This window comes from Desulfovibrio sp. JC010, assembly GCF_010470675.1.
Taxonomy (GTDB): Bacteria; Desulfobacterota; Desulfovibrionia; order Desulfovibrionales; family Desulfovibrionaceae; genus Maridesulfovibrio.
In genome coordinates this window covers 39,683-56,741 of record NZ_VOIQ01000016.1, presented here as the reverse complement: position 1 = coordinate 56,741, position 17,059 = coordinate 39,683, and the positions used below count along the sequence as shown (strand labels likewise).

The 17,059-nt window shown below is 50.0% G+C and carries 31 protein-coding genes; all 31 read right to left on the bottom strand.

The window, feature by feature from the left end; translation table 11 throughout:
* Window positions 1-64: 64 nt before the first annotated feature.
* The 31 genes from rplQ to rpsG all read right to left on the bottom strand — a co-directional run bounded on the left by rplQ (window position 65) and on the right by rpsG (window position 17,034).
* Complete coding sequence (gene rplQ, locus FMR86_RS16885) at window positions 65-490, bottom strand: 50S ribosomal protein L17 (RefSeq protein WP_163352571.1); 426 nt, start codon at window positions 488-490, stop codon at window positions 65-67.
* Complete coding sequence (locus tag FMR86_RS16880) at window positions 480-1,520, bottom strand: DNA-directed RNA polymerase subunit alpha (protein ID WP_163352570.1); 1,041 nt, start codon at window positions 1,518-1,520, stop codon at window positions 480-482. The genes rplQ and FMR86_RS16880 overlap by 11 nt, the downstream gene beginning before the upstream one ends.
* Window positions 1,521-1,533: 13 nt before the next feature.
* Window positions 1,534-2,160 (bottom strand): 30S ribosomal protein S4, encoded by a 627-nt coding sequence (gene rpsD, locus FMR86_RS16875; RefSeq protein ID WP_163352569.1) that lies wholly within the window; start codon window positions 2,158-2,160, stop codon window positions 1,534-1,536.
* Window positions 2,161-2,179: 19 nt separating this feature from the next.
* Window positions 2,180-2,569, bottom strand: a complete 390-nt coding sequence (gene rpsK, locus FMR86_RS16870) for a 30S ribosomal protein S11 (RefSeq protein ID WP_015851090.1) — start codon at window positions 2,567-2,569, stop codon at window positions 2,180-2,182.
* A 72-nt stretch (window positions 2,570-2,641) separates the two neighbouring features.
* Window positions 2,642-3,013, bottom strand: coding sequence for a 30S ribosomal protein S13 (rpsM, locus tag FMR86_RS16865; protein ID WP_163352568.1), 372 nt, complete (start codon window positions 3,011-3,013; stop codon window positions 2,642-2,644).
* A 12-nt stretch (window positions 3,014-3,025) separates the two neighbouring features.
* Window positions 3,026-3,139 carry a 50S ribosomal protein L36 gene (gene rpmJ / locus FMR86_RS16860; protein ID WP_015851088.1) on the bottom strand — a complete coding sequence of 38 codons (114 nt, stop codon included), beginning with the start codon at window positions 3,137-3,139 and terminating at the stop codon, window positions 3,026-3,028.
* 191 nt (window positions 3,140-3,330) lie between these two features.
* Complete coding sequence (gene map, locus FMR86_RS16855) at window positions 3,331-4,098, bottom strand: type I methionyl aminopeptidase (protein WP_163352567.1); 768 nt, start codon at window positions 4,096-4,098, stop codon at window positions 3,331-3,333.
* Window positions 4,099-4,103: 5 nt separating this feature from the next.
* Window positions 4,104-5,417 (bottom strand): preprotein translocase subunit SecY, encoded by a 1,314-nt coding sequence (gene secY, locus FMR86_RS16850; RefSeq protein ID WP_163352566.1) that lies wholly within the window; start codon window positions 5,415-5,417, stop codon window positions 4,104-4,106.
* 3 nt (window positions 5,418-5,420) lie between these two features.
* Window positions 5,421-5,867 carry a 50S ribosomal protein L15 gene (gene rplO / locus FMR86_RS16845; protein ID WP_163352565.1) on the bottom strand — a complete coding sequence of 149 codons (447 nt, stop codon included), beginning with the start codon at window positions 5,865-5,867 and terminating at the stop codon, window positions 5,421-5,423.
* Window positions 5,864-6,037, bottom strand: a complete 174-nt coding sequence (rpmD, locus tag FMR86_RS16840; RefSeq protein ID WP_163352564.1) for a 50S ribosomal protein L30 — start codon at window positions 6,035-6,037, stop codon at window positions 5,864-5,866. Before rpmD ends, rplO begins: the two co-directional genes overlap by 4 nt.
* Window positions 6,038-6,049: 12 nt before the next feature.
* Entirely contained in the window at window positions 6,050-6,541 is a 492-nt protein-coding gene (gene rpsE / locus FMR86_RS16835; protein ID WP_163352563.1) for a 30S ribosomal protein S5, read from the bottom strand.
* A gap of 16 nt (window positions 6,542-6,557) precedes the next feature.
* The gene (rplR, locus tag FMR86_RS16830) at window positions 6,558-6,917 is read right to left on the bottom strand and encodes a 50S ribosomal protein L18 (protein WP_163352562.1); all 360 of its coding nucleotides are present in this window, start codon (window positions 6,915-6,917) and stop codon (window positions 6,558-6,560) included.
* Between the two features lie 12 nt (window positions 6,918-6,929).
* Window positions 6,930-7,466, bottom strand: a complete 537-nt coding sequence (gene rplF / locus FMR86_RS16825; protein WP_163352561.1) for a 50S ribosomal protein L6 — start codon at window positions 7,464-7,466, stop codon at window positions 6,930-6,932.
* A 12-nt stretch (window positions 7,467-7,478) separates the two neighbouring features.
* Window positions 7,479-7,862, bottom strand: a complete 384-nt coding sequence (gene rpsH, locus FMR86_RS16820) for a 30S ribosomal protein S8 (protein ID WP_163352560.1) — start codon at window positions 7,860-7,862, stop codon at window positions 7,479-7,481.
* Between the two features lie 15 nt (window positions 7,863-7,877).
* Window positions 7,878-8,063, bottom strand: a complete 186-nt coding sequence (locus FMR86_RS16815; RefSeq protein WP_015337847.1) for a type Z 30S ribosomal protein S14 — start codon at window positions 8,061-8,063, stop codon at window positions 7,878-7,880.
* A gap of 12 nt (window positions 8,064-8,075) precedes the next feature.
* Window positions 8,076-8,615, bottom strand: a complete 540-nt coding sequence (gene rplE, locus FMR86_RS16810; protein ID WP_163352559.1) for a 50S ribosomal protein L5 — start codon at window positions 8,613-8,615, stop codon at window positions 8,076-8,078.
* 9 nt (window positions 8,616-8,624) lie between these two features.
* Complete coding sequence (gene rplX, locus FMR86_RS16805) at window positions 8,625-8,942, bottom strand: 50S ribosomal protein L24 (RefSeq protein WP_163352558.1); 318 nt, start codon at window positions 8,940-8,942, stop codon at window positions 8,625-8,627.
* Window positions 8,943-8,967: 25 nt separating this feature from the next.
* The gene (gene rplN / locus FMR86_RS16800; RefSeq protein WP_163352557.1) at window positions 8,968-9,336 is read right to left on the bottom strand and encodes a 50S ribosomal protein L14; all 369 of its coding nucleotides are present in this window, start codon (window positions 9,334-9,336) and stop codon (window positions 8,968-8,970) included.
* A gap of 11 nt (window positions 9,337-9,347) precedes the next feature.
* Complete coding sequence (gene rpsQ, locus FMR86_RS16795; RefSeq protein WP_163352556.1) at window positions 9,348-9,614, bottom strand: 30S ribosomal protein S17; 267 nt, start codon at window positions 9,612-9,614, stop codon at window positions 9,348-9,350.
* Between the two features lie 3 nt (window positions 9,615-9,617).
* Window positions 9,618-9,812: a 50S ribosomal protein L29 gene (rpmC, locus tag FMR86_RS16790; protein WP_015851075.1), complete on the bottom strand. Its 195-nt coding sequence runs from the start codon at window positions 9,810-9,812 to the stop codon at window positions 9,618-9,620.
* A gap of 1 nt (window position 9,813) precedes the next feature.
* A complete protein-coding gene (rplP, locus tag FMR86_RS16785) occupies window positions 9,814-10,227 on the bottom strand; it encodes a 50S ribosomal protein L16 (RefSeq protein WP_163352555.1) in 414 nt (137 codons plus the stop codon).
* Window positions 10,227-10,868, bottom strand: a complete 642-nt coding sequence (gene rpsC / locus FMR86_RS16780; protein WP_015851073.1) for a 30S ribosomal protein S3 — start codon at window positions 10,866-10,868, stop codon at window positions 10,227-10,229. Before rpsC ends, rplP begins: the two co-directional genes overlap by 1 nt.
* Window positions 10,869-10,877: 9 nt before the next feature.
* Window positions 10,878-11,210, bottom strand: a complete 333-nt coding sequence (gene rplV, locus FMR86_RS16775; RefSeq protein WP_163352554.1) for a 50S ribosomal protein L22 — start codon at window positions 11,208-11,210, stop codon at window positions 10,878-10,880.
* A 13-nt stretch (window positions 11,211-11,223) separates the two neighbouring features.
* Window positions 11,224-11,505 (bottom strand): 30S ribosomal protein S19, encoded by a 282-nt coding sequence (rpsS, locus tag FMR86_RS16770; RefSeq protein ID WP_015851071.1) that lies wholly within the window; start codon window positions 11,503-11,505, stop codon window positions 11,224-11,226.
* Window positions 11,506-11,514: 9 nt separating this feature from the next.
* Window positions 11,515-12,345, bottom strand: a complete 831-nt coding sequence (gene rplB, locus FMR86_RS16765; protein WP_163352553.1) for a 50S ribosomal protein L2 — start codon at window positions 12,343-12,345, stop codon at window positions 11,515-11,517.
* A 3-nt stretch (window positions 12,346-12,348) separates the two neighbouring features.
* Window positions 12,349-12,639: a 50S ribosomal protein L23 gene (rplW, locus tag FMR86_RS16760; protein ID WP_163292213.1), complete on the bottom strand. Its 291-nt coding sequence runs from the start codon at window positions 12,637-12,639 to the stop codon at window positions 12,349-12,351.
* Window positions 12,640-12,641: 2 nt separating this feature from the next.
* Window positions 12,642-13,262, bottom strand: coding sequence for a 50S ribosomal protein L4 (rplD, locus tag FMR86_RS16755; RefSeq protein ID WP_163352552.1), 621 nt, complete (start codon window positions 13,260-13,262; stop codon window positions 12,642-12,644).
* A gap of 12 nt (window positions 13,263-13,274) precedes the next feature.
* Window positions 13,275-13,907: a 50S ribosomal protein L3 gene (gene rplC / locus FMR86_RS16750; protein ID WP_163352551.1), complete on the bottom strand. Its 633-nt coding sequence runs from the start codon at window positions 13,905-13,907 to the stop codon at window positions 13,275-13,277.
* A gap of 14 nt (window positions 13,908-13,921) precedes the next feature.
* Window positions 13,922-14,239 carry a 30S ribosomal protein S10 gene (gene rpsJ / locus FMR86_RS16745; protein ID WP_015851066.1) on the bottom strand — a complete coding sequence of 106 codons (318 nt, stop codon included), beginning with the start codon at window positions 14,237-14,239 and terminating at the stop codon, window positions 13,922-13,924.
* Between the two features lie 245 nt (window positions 14,240-14,484).
* Window positions 14,485-16,551 carry an elongation factor G gene (gene fusA, locus FMR86_RS16740; RefSeq protein WP_163352550.1) on the bottom strand — a complete coding sequence of 689 codons (2,067 nt, stop codon included), beginning with the start codon at window positions 16,549-16,551 and terminating at the stop codon, window positions 14,485-14,487.
* Window positions 16,552-16,563: 12 nt separating this feature from the next.
* A complete protein-coding gene (rpsG, locus tag FMR86_RS16735) occupies window positions 16,564-17,034 on the bottom strand; it encodes a 30S ribosomal protein S7 (protein WP_163352549.1) in 471 nt (156 codons plus the stop codon).
* Window positions 17,035-17,059 lie beyond the last annotated feature (25 nt).

The window sequence follows — 17,059 nt, the reverse complement described above, 5'->3', positions numbered from 1 at the left end:
TATCTATATGTAGTTATAAAAAAAAGGGACGGAAAATTTCCGCCCCTTTTGGATAAGCATTGATTTATGCTTCCTGAGCTTCCTCAGCGGGAGCTTCAGCAGGTGCTGCAGCTTCTTCAGCAGAAGCGTCAGCGCGTTTGGTCAGCTCGATGATGCACATGGGAGCGCAGTCACCCTTACGGGGTTCAGCGAGCTTGATGATACGGGTGTAACCACCACCGCCGCCTTCGTAGCGGGGTCCGATTTCATCGAAGAGCTTCTTAACAAGACCGTGGTTCTCAAGAGTCTTGTAAGCAAGACGTCTGGAGTGGAGGTCGTTGCGAAGGGCAAGGGTGATCAGCTTTTCACAGCTGCTTCTGAGTTCCTTTGCCTTAGGCTCAGTGGTACGGATATGTTCATAGGTCAGCAGGGAGCGAACCATGTTTCTCAGCATGGCTTTCCTGTGGGAATTGCTCCTGTTGAACTTTCTTCCGGACTTTTTATGCCTCATTTTTCTCTTTCCTCTTCAGCCATTCCTGATGCTTTTTATCGAAATCCTCGAGGACCATACCGAACTTGAGTTCCATGCTGTCAAGAACGCGGCGGATTTCGTCGAGAGACTTACGTCCGAAGTTCTTAGTTTTAAGCATGGTCTGTTCAGTGCGCTGTACAAGTTCACCAACAATGCGAATGTTGGCAGCCTTGAGGCAGTTGGTAGCGCGAACTGACAGTTCGAGTTCGTCGATACTCTTGAACAGATTCGGGTTGAGATCGAGGTCGCTTTCTTTGGACTCTTCCTGCTCGGATCCCATTTCATCGAAGTTGATGAATACGGAGAGCTGATCCTTGAGAATCTTTGCACTGTAGGCAATTGCATCCTCAGGGGTAACGGAACCATCGGTGAAAACTTCGAGAATGAGCTTGTCATAGTTAGTCATCTGACCGACACGAGCCTGCTCCACACTGTAAGCAACCTTACGGATGGGAGAAAAGCTGGAGTCGACTACAATGTGACCGATTTCGTTGACAAGACCTTCGTGCATATCAGCAGGAACATAGCCCTTGCCCATGCGGATCTCGAAAGTCATCTCCATATCCATTTTTTCGGACAGAGTCGCAATAATCTGCTCAGGATTGAGGACTTTGACGTTCTGGTTTTCCTGAATATCAGCTGCGGTGACGACGCCCTGCTTGTTTACCCGGAGGGTAAGAAACTGGGGTTCATCTGTAGTCATTGCGAATCTGATCTGCTTGATGTTCAGAACAATCTCAGTCACATCTTCCATCACACCTTCGATAGTGGTGAATTCGTGCTGAACTCCTTCGATCTTTACAGCAACCGCGGCTGCTCCCTGCATTGAGGAAAGCAGTACTCTTCTAAGAGAGTTACCGATGGTTGTTCCAAATCCGCGCTCAAGGGGTTCACAAATGAACTTTCCATAAAGCTCGTTAGACTTGGGGTCACGCACAAGCTGTTCCGGCTTAACCAGCTCGGCCCAGTTGCGGGTGTTGATGAGTTTGTCACCGTCTTGAATAAGCATGCACTAATCCTTCTTATTTGGAGTACAGCTCGACAATCAGCTGTTCGTTGATAGGGAACTGGATATCTTCCCTAGTCGGCATCGCTTTAACTTCACCTTTGAACTTTGCTCCGTCAGCTTCGAGCCACTCGGGGCAGCCGCGACGGGCAATCACTTCCTGTGCTTCTGCAATCACGGGAATCTTACGGGATTCTTCACGAACCTCGATAACATCACCGGGCTTAACATGCATGGAAGGAACATTAACACGTCTTCCGTTTTTGGTGAAGATGCCGTGTTTCACGAGCTGGCGAGCCTGCGCGCGGGAGTTGGCAAAACCAAGACGGTAAACAGCGTTGTCAAGGCGGGTTTCAAGAAGCATGAGCAGGTTTGCACCTGTTACGCCTTTCATGGCATCCGCACGCTTGAAGTAGGTGCGGAACTGACCTTCGAGCACACCGTACATGCGGCGTACTTTCTGCTTCTCGCGAAGCTGAATTGCGTAGTCACTCATTTTCTTTCTCATGCGACCGGCAATACCGGGAGCATAAGGACGACGCTCATAAGAGCACTTATCAGTAAAGCAGCGGTCGCCTTTGATGAAAAGTTTTTCACCTTCACGGCGGCACAGTCTGCACTTTGCTTTTGTATATCTGGCCAAGGTTATTACTCCTTCGAAATTAGACCCTGCGACGTTTCGGCGGACGACAGCCGTTGTGCGGGATGGGTGTTATATCGCGAATGAAGTTAACCTTCATACCGACGTTACCGATGGCGCGCATAGCTGCTTCACGACCGGAGCCGGGGCCTTTGACGAAAATACCAACGGTACGCATACCCTGGTCCTGAGCTTTACGGGCTGCGGTTTCAGCAGCTACCTGTGCAGCAAAAGGAGTTGATTTTCTGGAACCCTTGAATCCGGAAGCACCGGAAGTAGCCCAGCTGATCACGTTACCTTTCAGGTCAGTGAAGGTAATGATGGTATTGTTGAATGTTGCTTTTACGTGAGCGATGCCCACGGGAACATTCTTCTTCTCTTTTTTCTTGCCGGAACGGCGAGGTCTAGCCATACCATTCTCTCCAGAATGAATTTATATCAGCAGCACGAAGACCGTTACATGGTCTGAAAACTGCGGATTGAATTATTTCTTCTTTCTGCTCATTACAGAGCGACGGGGACCTTTACGAGTTCTCGCGTTGGTCTTGGAGCTCTGACCACGCACGGGCAGTCCGCGGCGGTGACGCAGTCCACGGTAACATCCGATATCCATCAGGCGCTTAATGTCTGCGATCTGATCACGGCGAAGGTCACCTTCAACTTTATGATTATCTTCAAGTTCCTTACGGATGGTGTTGACCTGCTCGCCACTGAGGTCATCAGTTTTGAGTGTCCAGTCGATACCAACAGTATCAAGAATCTTGAGAGCGGTAGTCCGACCTACTCCGTAGATGTAAGTCAGTGCAATATCCAAACGCTTATTTTTCGGAAGGTCTACTCCAGCGATACGAGCCACAGTTATACCTCTCTATCCTTGACGCTGTTTGTGTCTGGGGTTGTCACAAATAACCCTCAGAACACCCTTGCGTCTGATTACTTTGCATTTGGGACAAATCTTCTTAACAGATGGTCTTACTTTCATGACCGTCTCCAAATAATGCAGTTAAACAGTTTCAACAATCGGGAGCTAGCCGATTGTGGCCTTATGCCTCAGCCTTCCACAAGTGGAAAACTGTACCATGCCAGTCTTTCGTTGCCGCGAAATTCAAGACGTGCAATCTACAAGAGGATTTTGAAAAAATCAACCCCTAGAGACTACCTAAAAAAAATAAATTAGGACAGGCTTAATATTTGAGGCCCGTCTGCAGTAATGGCAATGGTGTGCTCGAAATGGGCGGACAGCTTCCTGTCCTTGGTCACAGCAGTCCACTTATCGTCGAGAATTTCGATATCATGTGAACCTTCGGTCACCATCGGCTCGATGGCGATGACCATTCCCGTTCTGAGCTGCACACCGGGAAGACCTGATGGTACAAAATTAGGGACTTCAGGCTTTTCATGAAGGTTGCGTCCGATGCCGTGCCCCACAAATCGACGCACAACTCCGTATCCGGCTCCTTCTGCATGTTCCTGAACCGCCCGGGAAATATCATAAAGACTGTTGCCAGGCAAGGCTTTATCGATGCCGCGCATAAGAGATTCGCGGGTGACATCGAGAAGCTTACGGGTGCCTTCGGCAATATTGCCAACAGGGTAGGTACGGGCAGAATCCCCGTAAAATCCCTGATAAATGACTCCCATGTCAATGCTGACGATATCCCCTTCTTCAAGAACCCTCTTCTCAGAAGGAAATCCGTGAACAATTTCCTCGTTCACGGAGCAGCAAAGGGCAAAAGGGAACCCGTGGTAACCTTTGAAAGCCGGCTTCACGCCGTAACCTTCGCAGGCTTTGCAGGCGATTTCTTCAAGGCTCATGGTGGTGATACCCGGCTTGATGGCTTCGCCCAGCATATCCAGAATGGTAGAAACAAGACGATTGGCCTCACGCATGAGGCCAATCTCCTTGTCATTCTTGAGGTAGATACCTCTGTACTTTTTCAACGCGCCTACCTGCCCTTGATCTTGCTGCCCTTACCCATGAGCCCCTCGTACTGACGAGAGATCATGTAGGATTCGATCTTGCCCATAAAGTCCATGGCCACACCGACTACGATGAGCAGTGCGGTTCCACCGAAGTAGAAAGGTACGTTGAGCTGTGCAATCAGAATCATAGGCAGTACGCAGATAGCAGCTACGTACAGAGAACCCCAGAGGGTGATCCTGGTCAGAACGCGGTCAATATATTCACGGGTTCTGGTACCGGGACGAATACCGGGGATAAAACCGCCCTGCTTCTGAATATTTTCTGAAATTCCTTTGGGATCAAACATGATCGCTGTGTAGAAATAGCAGAAAAAGATAATCAGGGCGATGTATACTACGTTATATACTACGGAAGACGGAGAGAAGTGCACTGAAACCTGTGACAGAATTTCATTTCCGGGGAAGAAATTCGCCAAGGTTGCGGGAAACATCAATATACTGGAAGCAAAAATGGGGGGAATAACACCGGCGGTGTTGATTCGCAGCGGCAGATGTGTGGTCTGGCCGCCCATCATTTTGCGTCCCATCATGCGCTTGGCATAATGAATTGGAATCCTGCGCTGTCCGCGCTCCATATAAACGATAAAAGCGAGAATGGCGACCATGAATGCCATAACAAACAGAAGCAGAAAGAGAGTGATCTCTCCGGCCTGCATCAGCCTGAAGGTATTGAAAATTGCAGACGGAAGACCTGCAACAATACCGGCAAAAATGATCATGGAGATACCGTTACCAATGCCTTTCTCGGTCATTTGTTCACCGAGCCACATCAGGAAAACAGTACCTGCTGTCAGAGTCAGGATAGTGATTCCTCTAAAGGCCCATCCTGCATGCAGTACTACGGGTGCTCCGGTGGGGCTGGTCATGGATTCAAGACCAACTGCGATACCGAAACCCTGAACCAAAGTAATCAGTACAGTGCCGTATCTGGTGTACTGCGTAATCTTCTTGCGTCCCTGAGCCCCTTCTTCCTGAAGTCGCTTAATGGTGGGACTAACCACACCTAGAAGTTGAACGATAATAGACGCGGAGATGTAGGGCATAATACCCAACGCGAATATGGACAAGTTACGCAACCCGCCGCCTGAGAACATGTCAAAAAGGCCGAAGAGAGTGTTGGAAACACTCTCAAAAAAATCGGCCAATGCTGCGCTGTCTACGCCCGGGACCGGGATGTGAATCCCGATCCGGTAGACAGCCAGAAGAAGAAAAGTCCAAAGGAGCTTTTTCTTCAGTTCCGGCAGTCGGGAAAGATTATCAACTCCAGACAATGCCACGTTTTATCCTTCCAGGGCTTTGGCAGTACCACCTGCCTTTGTGATCTTTTCAGTCGCAGATGCGCTGAAGCGGTGTGCTTCGATGGTAACAGCAGCACTTACTTCGCCCATGCCGAGAACTTTTACGAGAGCACCTTTTTTGCAAAGACCTCTTTCGTACATGTCCTCAAGGGAGATTTCAGTTTTGCCTTCGAAGGCACCAAGAATCTGACCTACGTTGAGAGCTACGTACTCTTCGCGGAAAGGATTCTTGAAACCGCGCTTAGGCAGACGACGAGCCAGAGGCATCTGACCACCTTCAAACCAGGCGGGAACACCGCCGCCGGAGCGGGCGTTCTGACCTTTGTGACCCTTGCCGGAGGTTCCACCCCAGCCGGAGCCGCCGCCGCGACCTACGCGCTTGCGATTCTTACGTTCCTCTTGGAACGGATATATTTCGTGCAGCCTCATGATTCAGTTACCTCCACAAGGTGCTCAACTTTTTTGATCATCCCGCGGATAACGGGAGTATCTTCAAAGCTTTTTTCCTGTCTGATCTTACGCAGTCCCAGTGCCTTAACAGTGGCACGCTGTTTGGGATTGCAGCCGATCATGCTGCGAACGAGTTTTACCTTAAGCATAACTATGTCCTCCTACTTTCTGGGAGTCACAACTTTCTTCCCGCGAAGCTGGCCTACTTCTTCTGCGCTGCGCAGAGAAGCGAGACCGGCGACAGTCGCGCGAAGGACGTTATGCGGGTTGTTGGTGCCGATAGCCTTGGTAAGGATATCGTGTACGCCTACAACTTCAAGTACCGCACGCACGGGACCACCGGCGATGATACCGGTACCCTTGGAAGCGGGCTTGAGCATTACGCGTCCTGCACCGTAACGGCCGAGAACTTCGTAAGGAAGAGTACCGTCCAGAAGAGGTACGGTGATCATTTCTTTGCGAGCTTTCTCAGAAGCTTTTCTGATAGCTTCCGGAACCTCGTTTGCCTTACCAAGTCCGAAACCGACCTGACCTTTACCGTCACCTACCACAACCAGGGCACTGAAGGAGAACCTTCTACCACCCTTTACAACTTTAGCAACTCGGTTGAGGTAAACGATTTTTTCAATCAGACCCAGATCATTCTGTTCCATGGATATTCCCATAAGTTTAGAATTTCAGGCCACCCTCACGAGCGCCGTCTGCCAGGGCCTTGACCCTGCCGTGATAGATATAACCGCTACGGTCGAATACGACTGTTTCGATCTTCAGTTCCTTAGCCTTGGCAGCGATGTCTTTACCGACCTGAGCTGCAGTCTCGCAGGTGAGCTTAAGAGCTTCACCATCTTTGGCGAGGGCTTTGGAAGAAGAAGCGGTCACGGTTTTGCCAATCAGATCATCCACGAGCTGAGCGTAGATGTGCTTATTTGAACGGAATACAACAAGACGCGGGCGAGCTGCAGTACCGCTGATTTTCTTGCGGATGCGGATCTTTTTACGCTGTCTTGCCTGTTCTTTAGTCATTTTCATGGCTTTACCCTACTATTTACCGGACTTACCGGCTTTGCGTCTGATCTGTTCATCAATGTACTTGATGCCTTTGCCTTTGTAAGGCTCCGGCGGACGTACACGACGAAGCTGCGCAGCAACTTCACCGACCAGCTGCTTATCTACGCCGCTGATGGTGAGTTTGGTGTTGCCTTCTGCGTTAGCTTCGATTCCAGCAGGCAGTTCATAGTTAACGGGGTGGGAGAAACCAACGTTCAAAACGATGTTCTTACCCTGTACGTTAACCTTGTAACCTACACCGACTACTTCCAAAGTCTTGGAGAAGCCTTTGGAGACTCCTTCAATGCAGTTGGAAAGCAAGGAGCGATGCAGGCCGTGCTGAGCACGTTCCTGACGGGAATCGCCAGACCTCTTCACCTCGACCACATTATCAGCAACAGTGAAGCTGACCATGGGGTGTACCGGTGTGGTGATGGTGCCTTTGGGGCCCTTTACGGAAACCACGTCAGCACCAACAGTTACTTCCACTCCGGAAGGTATCTCAATAGGTTTTTTTCCAATTCTGGACATAATAAAACCTCTCTACCAGATTTCGCACAAGAGTTCGCCGCCAACGTTAAGCTCTTTCGCTTTAACGCCGTCAACTACGCCCTTTGAAGTGGAAAGTATGCAAATCCCGAGTCCGTTAAGGACAGAGGGAATATCTTCAACGCCTACAAACACGCGACGACCGGGTGTGCTGATTTTCTTCATGCCGCTAATAAGGGCTTTTCCATCAACATACTTGAGGGTGACGTTAATTTCGTTATCTTCAGCAGTGAAGTCAACGATGTAACCTTCATCCTTCAGAATCCCGGCGATTGCTGTTTTGATCTTGGACCCGGGAATGGCCACGGTCTTGTGATAAGCACCGTGAGCATTGCGAATGCGGGTCAGCATATCGGCGATAGGATCGACAACAGGCATTTTAAACTCCTTATATTACCAGCTGGCTTTACGCACGCCGGGAAGTTCACCCGCAAGGGCCTTTTCCCTGAAGCAGATACGGCAGATGCCGTATTTGCGCAGGAATGCACGAGGACGACCGCAGATGGGGCATCTGTTATATTCGCGCACTTTGAACTTAGGCTTACGTTTCGCCTTAACTTTTAAAGCTGTCCTGGCCAAAACGATATCCTCCTATTTCTTGAAGGGCATACCAAGAAGCTCGAGGAGCATCTTGCCTTCTTTATCAGTTTTAGCTGAGGTGACGATAGTCACGTTCATACCCTTGGTGATCTCGATCTTATCGAGCTGAATCTCAGGAAAGATAGTCAGTTCCTTGATTCCGAGGGTGAAGTTACCGCGTCCATCGAAGCCTTTGTCAGGAATACCGCGAAAGTCGCGTACACGAGGAAGTGCAAAGCTGATCAGCTTGTCCAGGAAGTCCCACATGAGATCTCTGCGAAGAGTTACACGGGAACCTACAGGCATTCCTTCGCGCAGCTTAAAAGCTGCAATTGACTTTTTCGCTCTGGTGACGACTGCGCGCTGACCAGCAATAGCGGTCAGTTCTTCCACAGCACCGTCGATGAGCTTAGCGTTCTGGCTTGCTTCACCGAGTCCGATGTTAAGAGAGATTGCCTTGATACCGGGAATCTCCATCGAGCTCTTGTACCCGAACTCTTTGTTAAGAGCCGGGGCGACCTTGTCCGTATATATTTGTTCGAGACGTGTCATCGCAAAACCCTAGTCGATGATTTCGTTACATTTTTTACAAAAACGGATGTTCTTTCCGTCTTCGGTCTCACGTACGCCAACGCGGGTTGCTTTTGTGCAAGCGGGGCACACAACCTGAATGTTGGAGATGTGAATAGGGGCTTCTTTCTCAACAATACCGCCGGGCTGGTTGGCATACGGATTAGGCTTGGTGTGCCTGGAAACCATATTAACCTGCTCGATAAGGACTACGTCCTTTTTGCGGTTGATCTTAAGGACCTTGCCGATCTTCCCCTTATCCTTGCCGGCGATGACCATTACTTTGTCATCAACATGTATCTTGTTCATGCCGTTTACCTTCTTGTGATAAGGATTACAGTACCTCGGGTGCCAGAGAAACGATCTTCATGAACCCGCAGGCTCTGAGTTCTCTAGCTACGGGCCCGAAAATACGGGTCCCTACCGGGTCACTTGAGTTATTAAGAAGAACGGCAGAGTTATTGTCGAACTTGATGTAAGAACCGTCAGCACGACCAATTTCTTTCTTGGTACGAACAACGACAGCTTTCATCACAGCGCCCTTCTTCACTTTGGAATGGGGCATCGCTTCCTTAACGGAAACCACAATAATGTCTCCGACACTGGCATAGCGTCTCTTGGAACCGCCCAGTACCTTGATACAAGATACTTTCTTGGCACCAGAGTTATCCGCTACGTCAAGTTTGGATTCTACCTGAATCATAGCTAATACCCCTAAACTGCTTTTTCCAGAATTTTATCGAGATGCCACCTTTTGCGCCGGCTAAGGGGGCGGAATTCAACAATCTGCACCTTATCGCCGATACCGCACTCATTGGCAGGATCATGTGCCATGAATTTGGTGTGGCGACGGATGAATTTTTTATACAGGGGGTGCTTAACGAGGGTCTCACAACGAACAACAATAGTCTTGTCGTTCTTGTCGGAGACAACAACGCCGGTCAGCACGCGCCTGTTTCCTTTCAGATTAAGCTCTGCCATGGCTTATGCTCCCAGTTCCTTTTCACGCTGCACGGTGAGGATCTTTGCGATGTCTTTTTTAACATCGGACAGTCTCTGGGTGTTTTCCAGCTGAGCAGTAGCGTGCTGGAAACGAAGGTTGAAAAGCTCCTGACGGGCTTCTGCAAGCTTCTCATTCAGAGCAGCGTTGTCGAGTTCACGAAGTTCTTTGGCTTTCATTTTACAATCCCTCCTTGACTACGATGGTAGTTTTGACGGGAAGCTTGTGAGATGCACGGACCAAAGCTTCTTTGGCCAGTTCAATGTCTACACCTTTCACTTCGTACAGAATGCGACCGGGTTTAACCGGGGCAACCCAACCAACCGGGGAACCTTTACCTTTACCCTGTCTGACTTCAGCAGGCTTGGCAGTGATAGGCATGTCGGGGAAAACCCTGATCCATACCTGACCGCCACGCTTGATGTGACGCATGATCGCGACACGAGCTGCTTCGATCTGGTTGTTGGTAAGTTTTCCGTGTTCCAGAGTCTTGATTGCAATATCGCCGAAAGCGATAGTGGAACCGCGCTGAGCTTTACCTTTCAGGCGACCTTTCTGACGTTTACGGAATTTAACTTTCTTAGGTGATAGCATTACTGTTCCACCTCGTGGTCGAGAATTTCACCTTTGAAGATCCAGACCTTGATGCCGATGACACCGTAGGTGGTGTTAGCACGTGCTACACCGTAGTCGATGTCAGCTCTGAGAGTCTGAAGGGGCACGCGGCCGTCGCGGTACCATTCGGTACGTGCGATTTCAGCACCGGCAAGACGGCCGGCACAAGCAACTTTGATACCCTCTGCGCCGAACTTGCGGGCAAGGCCCACAATGCGCTTCATAGCGCGACGGAAAGCCACACGGCGCTCAAGCTGCTGTGCAATATTCTCAGCAACGAGCTGCGCGTCGGTTTCGGGACGGCGGATTTCGCTAACTTCAAGAGCGAATTCTTTATTGAATTTTCTACGAAGGTCTTCACGGAGCTTTTCAATCTCAACACCTTTGCGGCCGATGATAATACCGGGACGTGCGGTGTGGATGATCAGGCGGATTTTGCCACCTGCACGCTCGATCTCGATTTTGGAGACGCCTGCGTGAAAGATCTTCTCTTTTACATATTTACGAATGCTGTCGTCTTCGTAGACGAAAGCGGGATAGTCCTTACTGGAGAACCATCTGGAAAGCCAGTTCTTGGTGTATCCAAGTCTGAAGCCGTATGGATGTACTTTCTGACCCATGACACTACCCTACATTTCTTTTACTACGACGGTTATATGGCTGGTGCGCTTGCGAATGCGATACGCACGACCCATAGCCCTGGGCTGAATTCTCTTCCAGGTAGGACCTTCGTCAACTTTGACAACGTCTACGCAGAGAGAGTCAACATCCACTCCGGGAATCTGCTCGGCGTTTGCCACTGCAGAGTAAAGCACTTTACTGAGCATATCAGCACCCTTCTTGGGGGTGAACTTCAGAATGTTGAGGGCTTCCTCAACCGGCTTTCCCTTGATGTTTTCCGCTACCAAGCGCACTTTCCTAGCGGAAATGCGCATATATTTTGCAATAGCTCTTGCTTCCATTGCTCAACACCTTCTAGCGTTTGGCCTTGCTTTTCTTATCAGCAGCGTGGCCGTAGTAGGTACGGGTGGGGGAGAATTCGCCCAGCTTATGTCCTACCATGTTTTCGGTCACGAAGACAGGGATAAACTTGCGGCCATTGTGTACTGCGAAGGTCAGACCTACCATCTCGGGGATGATAGTGGAGCGGCGGGACCAGGTCTGGATGACCTTACGGTCGCCTGATTCCTGAGCTTTTACGACCTTTTTAAGCAGATGATCGTCAATAAACGGGCCTTTTTTCAGTGATCTTGGCATTACAGTCTCCTACCTCTGCCCGCGGCGTTTAACGATGAGCTTGGAAGAAGGTTTCTTCTTACTGCGGGTCTTGTATCCCTTAGCAGGCATGCCCCAAGGAGAACAGGGGTGTCTACCACCGGAACTACGGCCTTCACCACCACCGAGGGGGTGATCGATCGGGTTCATGGCAACACCGCGAACTTTGGGTCTGCGACCCAGCCAGCGGTTACGGCCGGCCTTACCGAGGGTAATGTTCTCGTGGTGGATGTTACCAACCTGACCTACGGTTGCGCAGCAGGTTGCGAGCACCTTGCGGACTTCACCGGAAGGCATGCGCAGAAGAGCGTATTTGCCTTCTTTCGCGATGAGCTGTGCGTAGGTACCGGCAGCGCGGCAGAACTGGCCGCCTTTTCCGGGATACAATTCGATATTGTGAACGATAGTACCAACAGGAATGTTCTTCAGCAGGAGAGCGTTACCGGGTTTGATGTCGGCTTTCTCACCAGCGAGAATCTGGTCACCCTTGTTCAGTCCTACAGGACAAAGGATGTAGCGCTTTTCACCGTCTGCGTAGTGCAGCAGAGCGATGCGAGCGGACCTGTTGGGATCATATTCGATTGAAGCAACAGTTGCGGGTACTTCCACTTTGTTACGTTTGAAGTCGATGATACGGTACAAACGTTTGGTACCGCCACCACGACGACGGGAAGTAATCCGGCCGTTATTGTTTCTACCGGCCTTCTTGGTCAGCCCCTTGGTAAGGGACTTTTCCGGAGTAGACTTGGTGATCTCCTCAAAGGTGGAGATAGTCTGGAACCGGCGACCGGGGGAGGTCGGCTTCAGCTTACGAGTAGCCATCTCTTAAACTCCTTCGAAGAATTCGATTTTTTCGCCCGCTGAAAGCTTAACGTAAGCTTTCTTGTAGCCGGACAATTTACCGACAACACGGCCGAACTTTCTGCGCAGACCAGGTCTTTTACGTACGATACGTACGGAATCAACCTTTACGTCAAAAGCGGATTCAACAGCTTTTTTGACTTCAGTCTTGTTGGCAGAAGGCAGCACATAAAAAGCGACCTGGTTAGAGGACTCTTTAATGTCAGTGGCCTTTTCCGAAATGACCGGTTTGATAAGAATCTGAGTATAGTCCATGACTATTTCAACCTCTCCTGCAGATCCTGTGCTGCATTCTCAAGCATAACAACCTGACGATGTTTCAGAATGTCATAAACATTCAGCTGATCGGCAGAGATGAGCTTGATGCCAGGGATATTCCTCGCAGAAAGGAGGAGTTTATTATCAGCATCCTTGACGATAACCAAGGCTTTGTTCAGTCCGAGAGCTTCAGCTACTTCTACGAAGAGCTTGGTCTTGATCTCGGGAAGGTCGATGTTCTTCACAACCATCAGCTTTTCTTCGCTGAGGCGGGAAGTCAGTGCCATTCTGAGAGCCAGACGGCGGACCTTTTTATTTACCTTGAAGGAGTAGTCGCGGGGCTGGGGACCGAAAGTGGTTCCACCACCACGCCACAGAGGTGAACGGGTGGAGCCTGCACGTGCACGACCGGTGCCTTTCTGGCGCCAGGGCTTTGCACCACCGCCGCGTTTCATACCACGAGTCTTAGTGGCATGAGTACCCTGGCGTTTGGCTGCAAGCTGGGAACGTACTACGAGGTGCAGGATTTCAGGCTTGACCGGAACTTCGAAAACTTCCGGAGCAAGATCCATGCTCCCTACTTCCTTTTTAGTTTGATCATATATAGTAATGGTAGCCATTTTTTAATTCCTCTAGCTGGTCTTGCGGATCATCACCAGACCGTTCTTAGGACCGGGAACCTGTCCCTTGACCACGAGAACGTTTTCGTCGGTGCGAACGTCTACGATTTCGATGTTGGAAACAGTAACGCGCTCATTACCCATCTGACCGGGCATTTTTTTGCCTTTGAATACTTTGCCAGGGAAAGTAGCGTGGCCGATGGAACCAGGAGAACGGTGTACCTTTTCAGCACCGTGAGAGGCACGGGAACCAGCGAAGTTCCAGCGCTTCATTACACCCTGAAAACCTTTACCCTTGGAGGTGCCGGTAACTTTTACCTTTTCACCTGCAGCAAAGATGTCCACGGAGATTTCCTGGCCCAGTTCGTAGTCAGCTACAGACTCAAGGGGAAACTCACGAAGGTGACGGAAGTAGCCTTTACCGGCTTTTTCCTGATGACCTTTAGCGGGCTTGTTAACCTTGCGCTCGGGAAGAGCGTCGTAGCCGAGCTGGATGGCGTTGTAGCCTTCCTTCTCTTCAGTCTTGACCTGCATAACAGGACAAGGACCTACTTCGAGAACAGTGACGGGCACGATAGAACCGTCGTCTGCGAAGACGCGGGTCATGCCCAGTTTTTTACCGAGTAAACCGATAGTTTTTGCCATGTTGAATCCCTCCCTTACAGCTTGATTTCAACGTCAACACCAGCGGGCAGGCTGAGCTTGCCGAGTGCGTCAACGGTCTGCTGGGTGGGTTCAAGAATATCAAGCAGACGCTTGTGGATTCTCATCTCAAACTGCTCACGGGACTTTTTGTCGACGTGCACAGAACGCTGAATGGTAGTACGGCTGATCTGTGTGGGCAGAGGGATGGGACCTGCGATAGCAGCGCCGGTATTGCGGGCAGTATCCACAATCTCGGTAACTGCTTTATCAAGGATACGGTAGTCGTACGCCTTGAGCTTGATCCTGATTCGATCACTAGTCATAGAAACCATGTTAATTTCTCCTAAATGAATTCAGAGACGGCCTTTAGCTTGCAACAGTAAGAAGGAGTGTGAGGTAATCCTTCCTGGCCTGGTATGGTCGTCCAGCCAGCATGCCGAACCTTATACCTTATCTCTGTGGTTTCACGGGTGGTTCCCGTAAAAAAAGAACCTCCCGAACTCGTATGAGGTCCGGGAGGTATATTGCTTTTTCAGCGCAGTTGTCAAGTAAAAATCAGATAAATTTTATATTTTGTCTAATTTTTATTGATCAGCTCTTCTGCGATGGAAGCAGGAACAGGCTCGTAGTGATCGAACTGCATGGTGAAAGTAGCGCGACCCTGAGTCTTGGAGCGAAGGTCAGTTGCGTAACCGAACATTTCGCTAAGAGGTACGTCGCACTTTACAACCTGTGCGTTGGCACGGGCTTCCATGGATCCGACACGACCGCGGCGACCATTGAGGTCACCCATGACGTCGCCGAGGTACTCTTCAGGAGTAACAACTTCAACAGACATGATAGGCTCGAGCAGCTGCGGACCAGCTTTCTTAACTGCATCCTTAAGTGCCATAGAACCGGCAATGTAAAATGCCTGTTCAGAGGAGTCAACGTCGTGGTAGGAACCAAAAGTCAGTGTTGCCTTGATGTCCACAAGCGGGAATCCGGCGATAACACCGTTCTTCATGGCATCATGAATACCACGGTCGACTGCGGGAATGTATTCTTTCGGAATAACCCCACCCTTAATCTCGTCAATAAACTCGTATTCGCTTTCTTTGTTCGGCTCGATGGTAACAACGACATGACCGTACTGACCACGTCCACCGGACTGCTTAGCGTACTTGAGGTTGGACTCAACGGATTTGGTGATTGTTTCACGGTAGGAAACACGGGGTGCACCGACATTTGCGTTTACGTTGAACTCGCGCAGCAGGCGGTCAACAATAACTTCGAGGTGAAGTTCGCCCATACCTGCGATAAGGGTCTGACCTGTTTCTTCGTCACCCTGGACGCGGAAAGAGGGGTCTTCCTTGGCAAGTTTGGCAAGTCCCTGACTGAGCAGATCGCGGTCAGCCTTGGTCTTGGGCTCAATAGCAACCTCAATTACCGGCTCGGGAATATCGAGGGATTCGAGCACAACTGCGTTCTTCTGTTCGCAGAGAGTGTCACCGGTGGCCATGTTTTTCAGGCCTACAGCAGCGACGATATCCCCTGCATACGCTTCCTTGATTTCCTCACGCTTGTTAGCGTGCATCTTCAGGAGACGTCCGATACGCTCTTTTTTACCGGTTGCGCCATTGATGAAAGTAGCACCGGATTCAATTTTACCGGAGTACAGGCGCAGGAAGGTAAGGTGACCGACAAAGGGGTCGGTCATGAGCTTAAAGGAGAGAGCTGACAGAGGCAGTTCGTCATCACAAGGACAAGGAATTTCTTCGTCACTGTGAGGATCAACACCGACAATCGCAGCAATATCCATGGGAGAAGGAAGATAATCAACAACAGCGTCAAGCAGGGGCTGAACACCTTTGTTCTTGAATGCGGTACCGCAAAGAACAGGGCAGATGGTCAGGTTGATTGTGGCTGTGCGGATACCCTTGATAATTTCTTCGGGAGTGAGTTCTTCACCGCCGAGGTACTTATCGAGGAGTTCTTCATCTTCTTCGGCAATGGCTTCGATCATTTCGAGACGCATGGCCTCGTACTGTTCCATGTATTCAGCAGGGATCTCTTCGATTGCGTAATCCTTGCCCATGACATCAGTATAGGTAAAAGCCTTACCGGTTACGAGGTCAATCGCACCCTTGTATTCATCTTCAGCTCCGATGGGAATCTGAAGAGGTACAGCTTTAGCACCGAGACGGTCCTTGAGCATTTCTACACAACGGAAGAAATCTGCTCCGATACGGTCCATCTTGTTAACGAAAGCCATACGGGGAACTTTATATCTGTCAGCCTGACGCCATACGGTTTCAGACTGAGGCTCAACACCGGCTACTGCGTCGAAAACGGCTACTGCGCCGTCGAGTACGCGCAGAGCACGTTCAACTTCCATAGTGAAGTCAACGTGACCGGGAGTATCAATAATGTTGATGCGGTGATCTTTCCACATACAGGTGGTAGCAGCACTGGTAATGGTAATGCCGCGCTCCTGTTCCTGGACCATCCAGTCCATGGTGGCTTCGCCGTCATGAACTTCACCGATTTTATGAGAAACACCAGTATAGAAAAGAATGCGCTCAGTAGTGGTAGTCTTACCCGCATCAATGTGGGCCATGATACCAATGTTACGCTGTTTATCTCTAGCAACCTTTCTAGCCACTTTGTACTCCGATTACCAACGGTAGTGAGCAAAAGCCTTGTTGGCTTCGGCCATACGATGGGTGTCTTCCTTTTTCTTCACAGCTCCGCCACGCTTATTGAAAGCATCGAGGAACTCACCGCTAAGACGGGCAACCATGCCCTTCTCGCCTCTGGAACGTGCCTGGTTGATCAGCCATCTGATAGCCAGGGAGACCTGACGCTCAGGGCGGACTTCAACGGGTACCTGATAAGTAGCACCACCGACACGACGGGACTTAACTTCCACGTGAGGCTTAACGTTTTCCACTGCCTTTTCAAAAGCCTTGATAGGATCTTCCTGGGTTTTGTCACCGAGGAATTCAAGAGCTTGATAGAATATATTTTCAGACACACTCTTCTTACCATCGTACATGAGTCTGTTCATGAACTTGGTAGCGAGCTGAGAACCGTATACCGGATCGGGAAGAATCTGTCTTTTGGGTACCGGACCTTTACGAGGCATATTGGTATACTCCTTGGAATTTAAT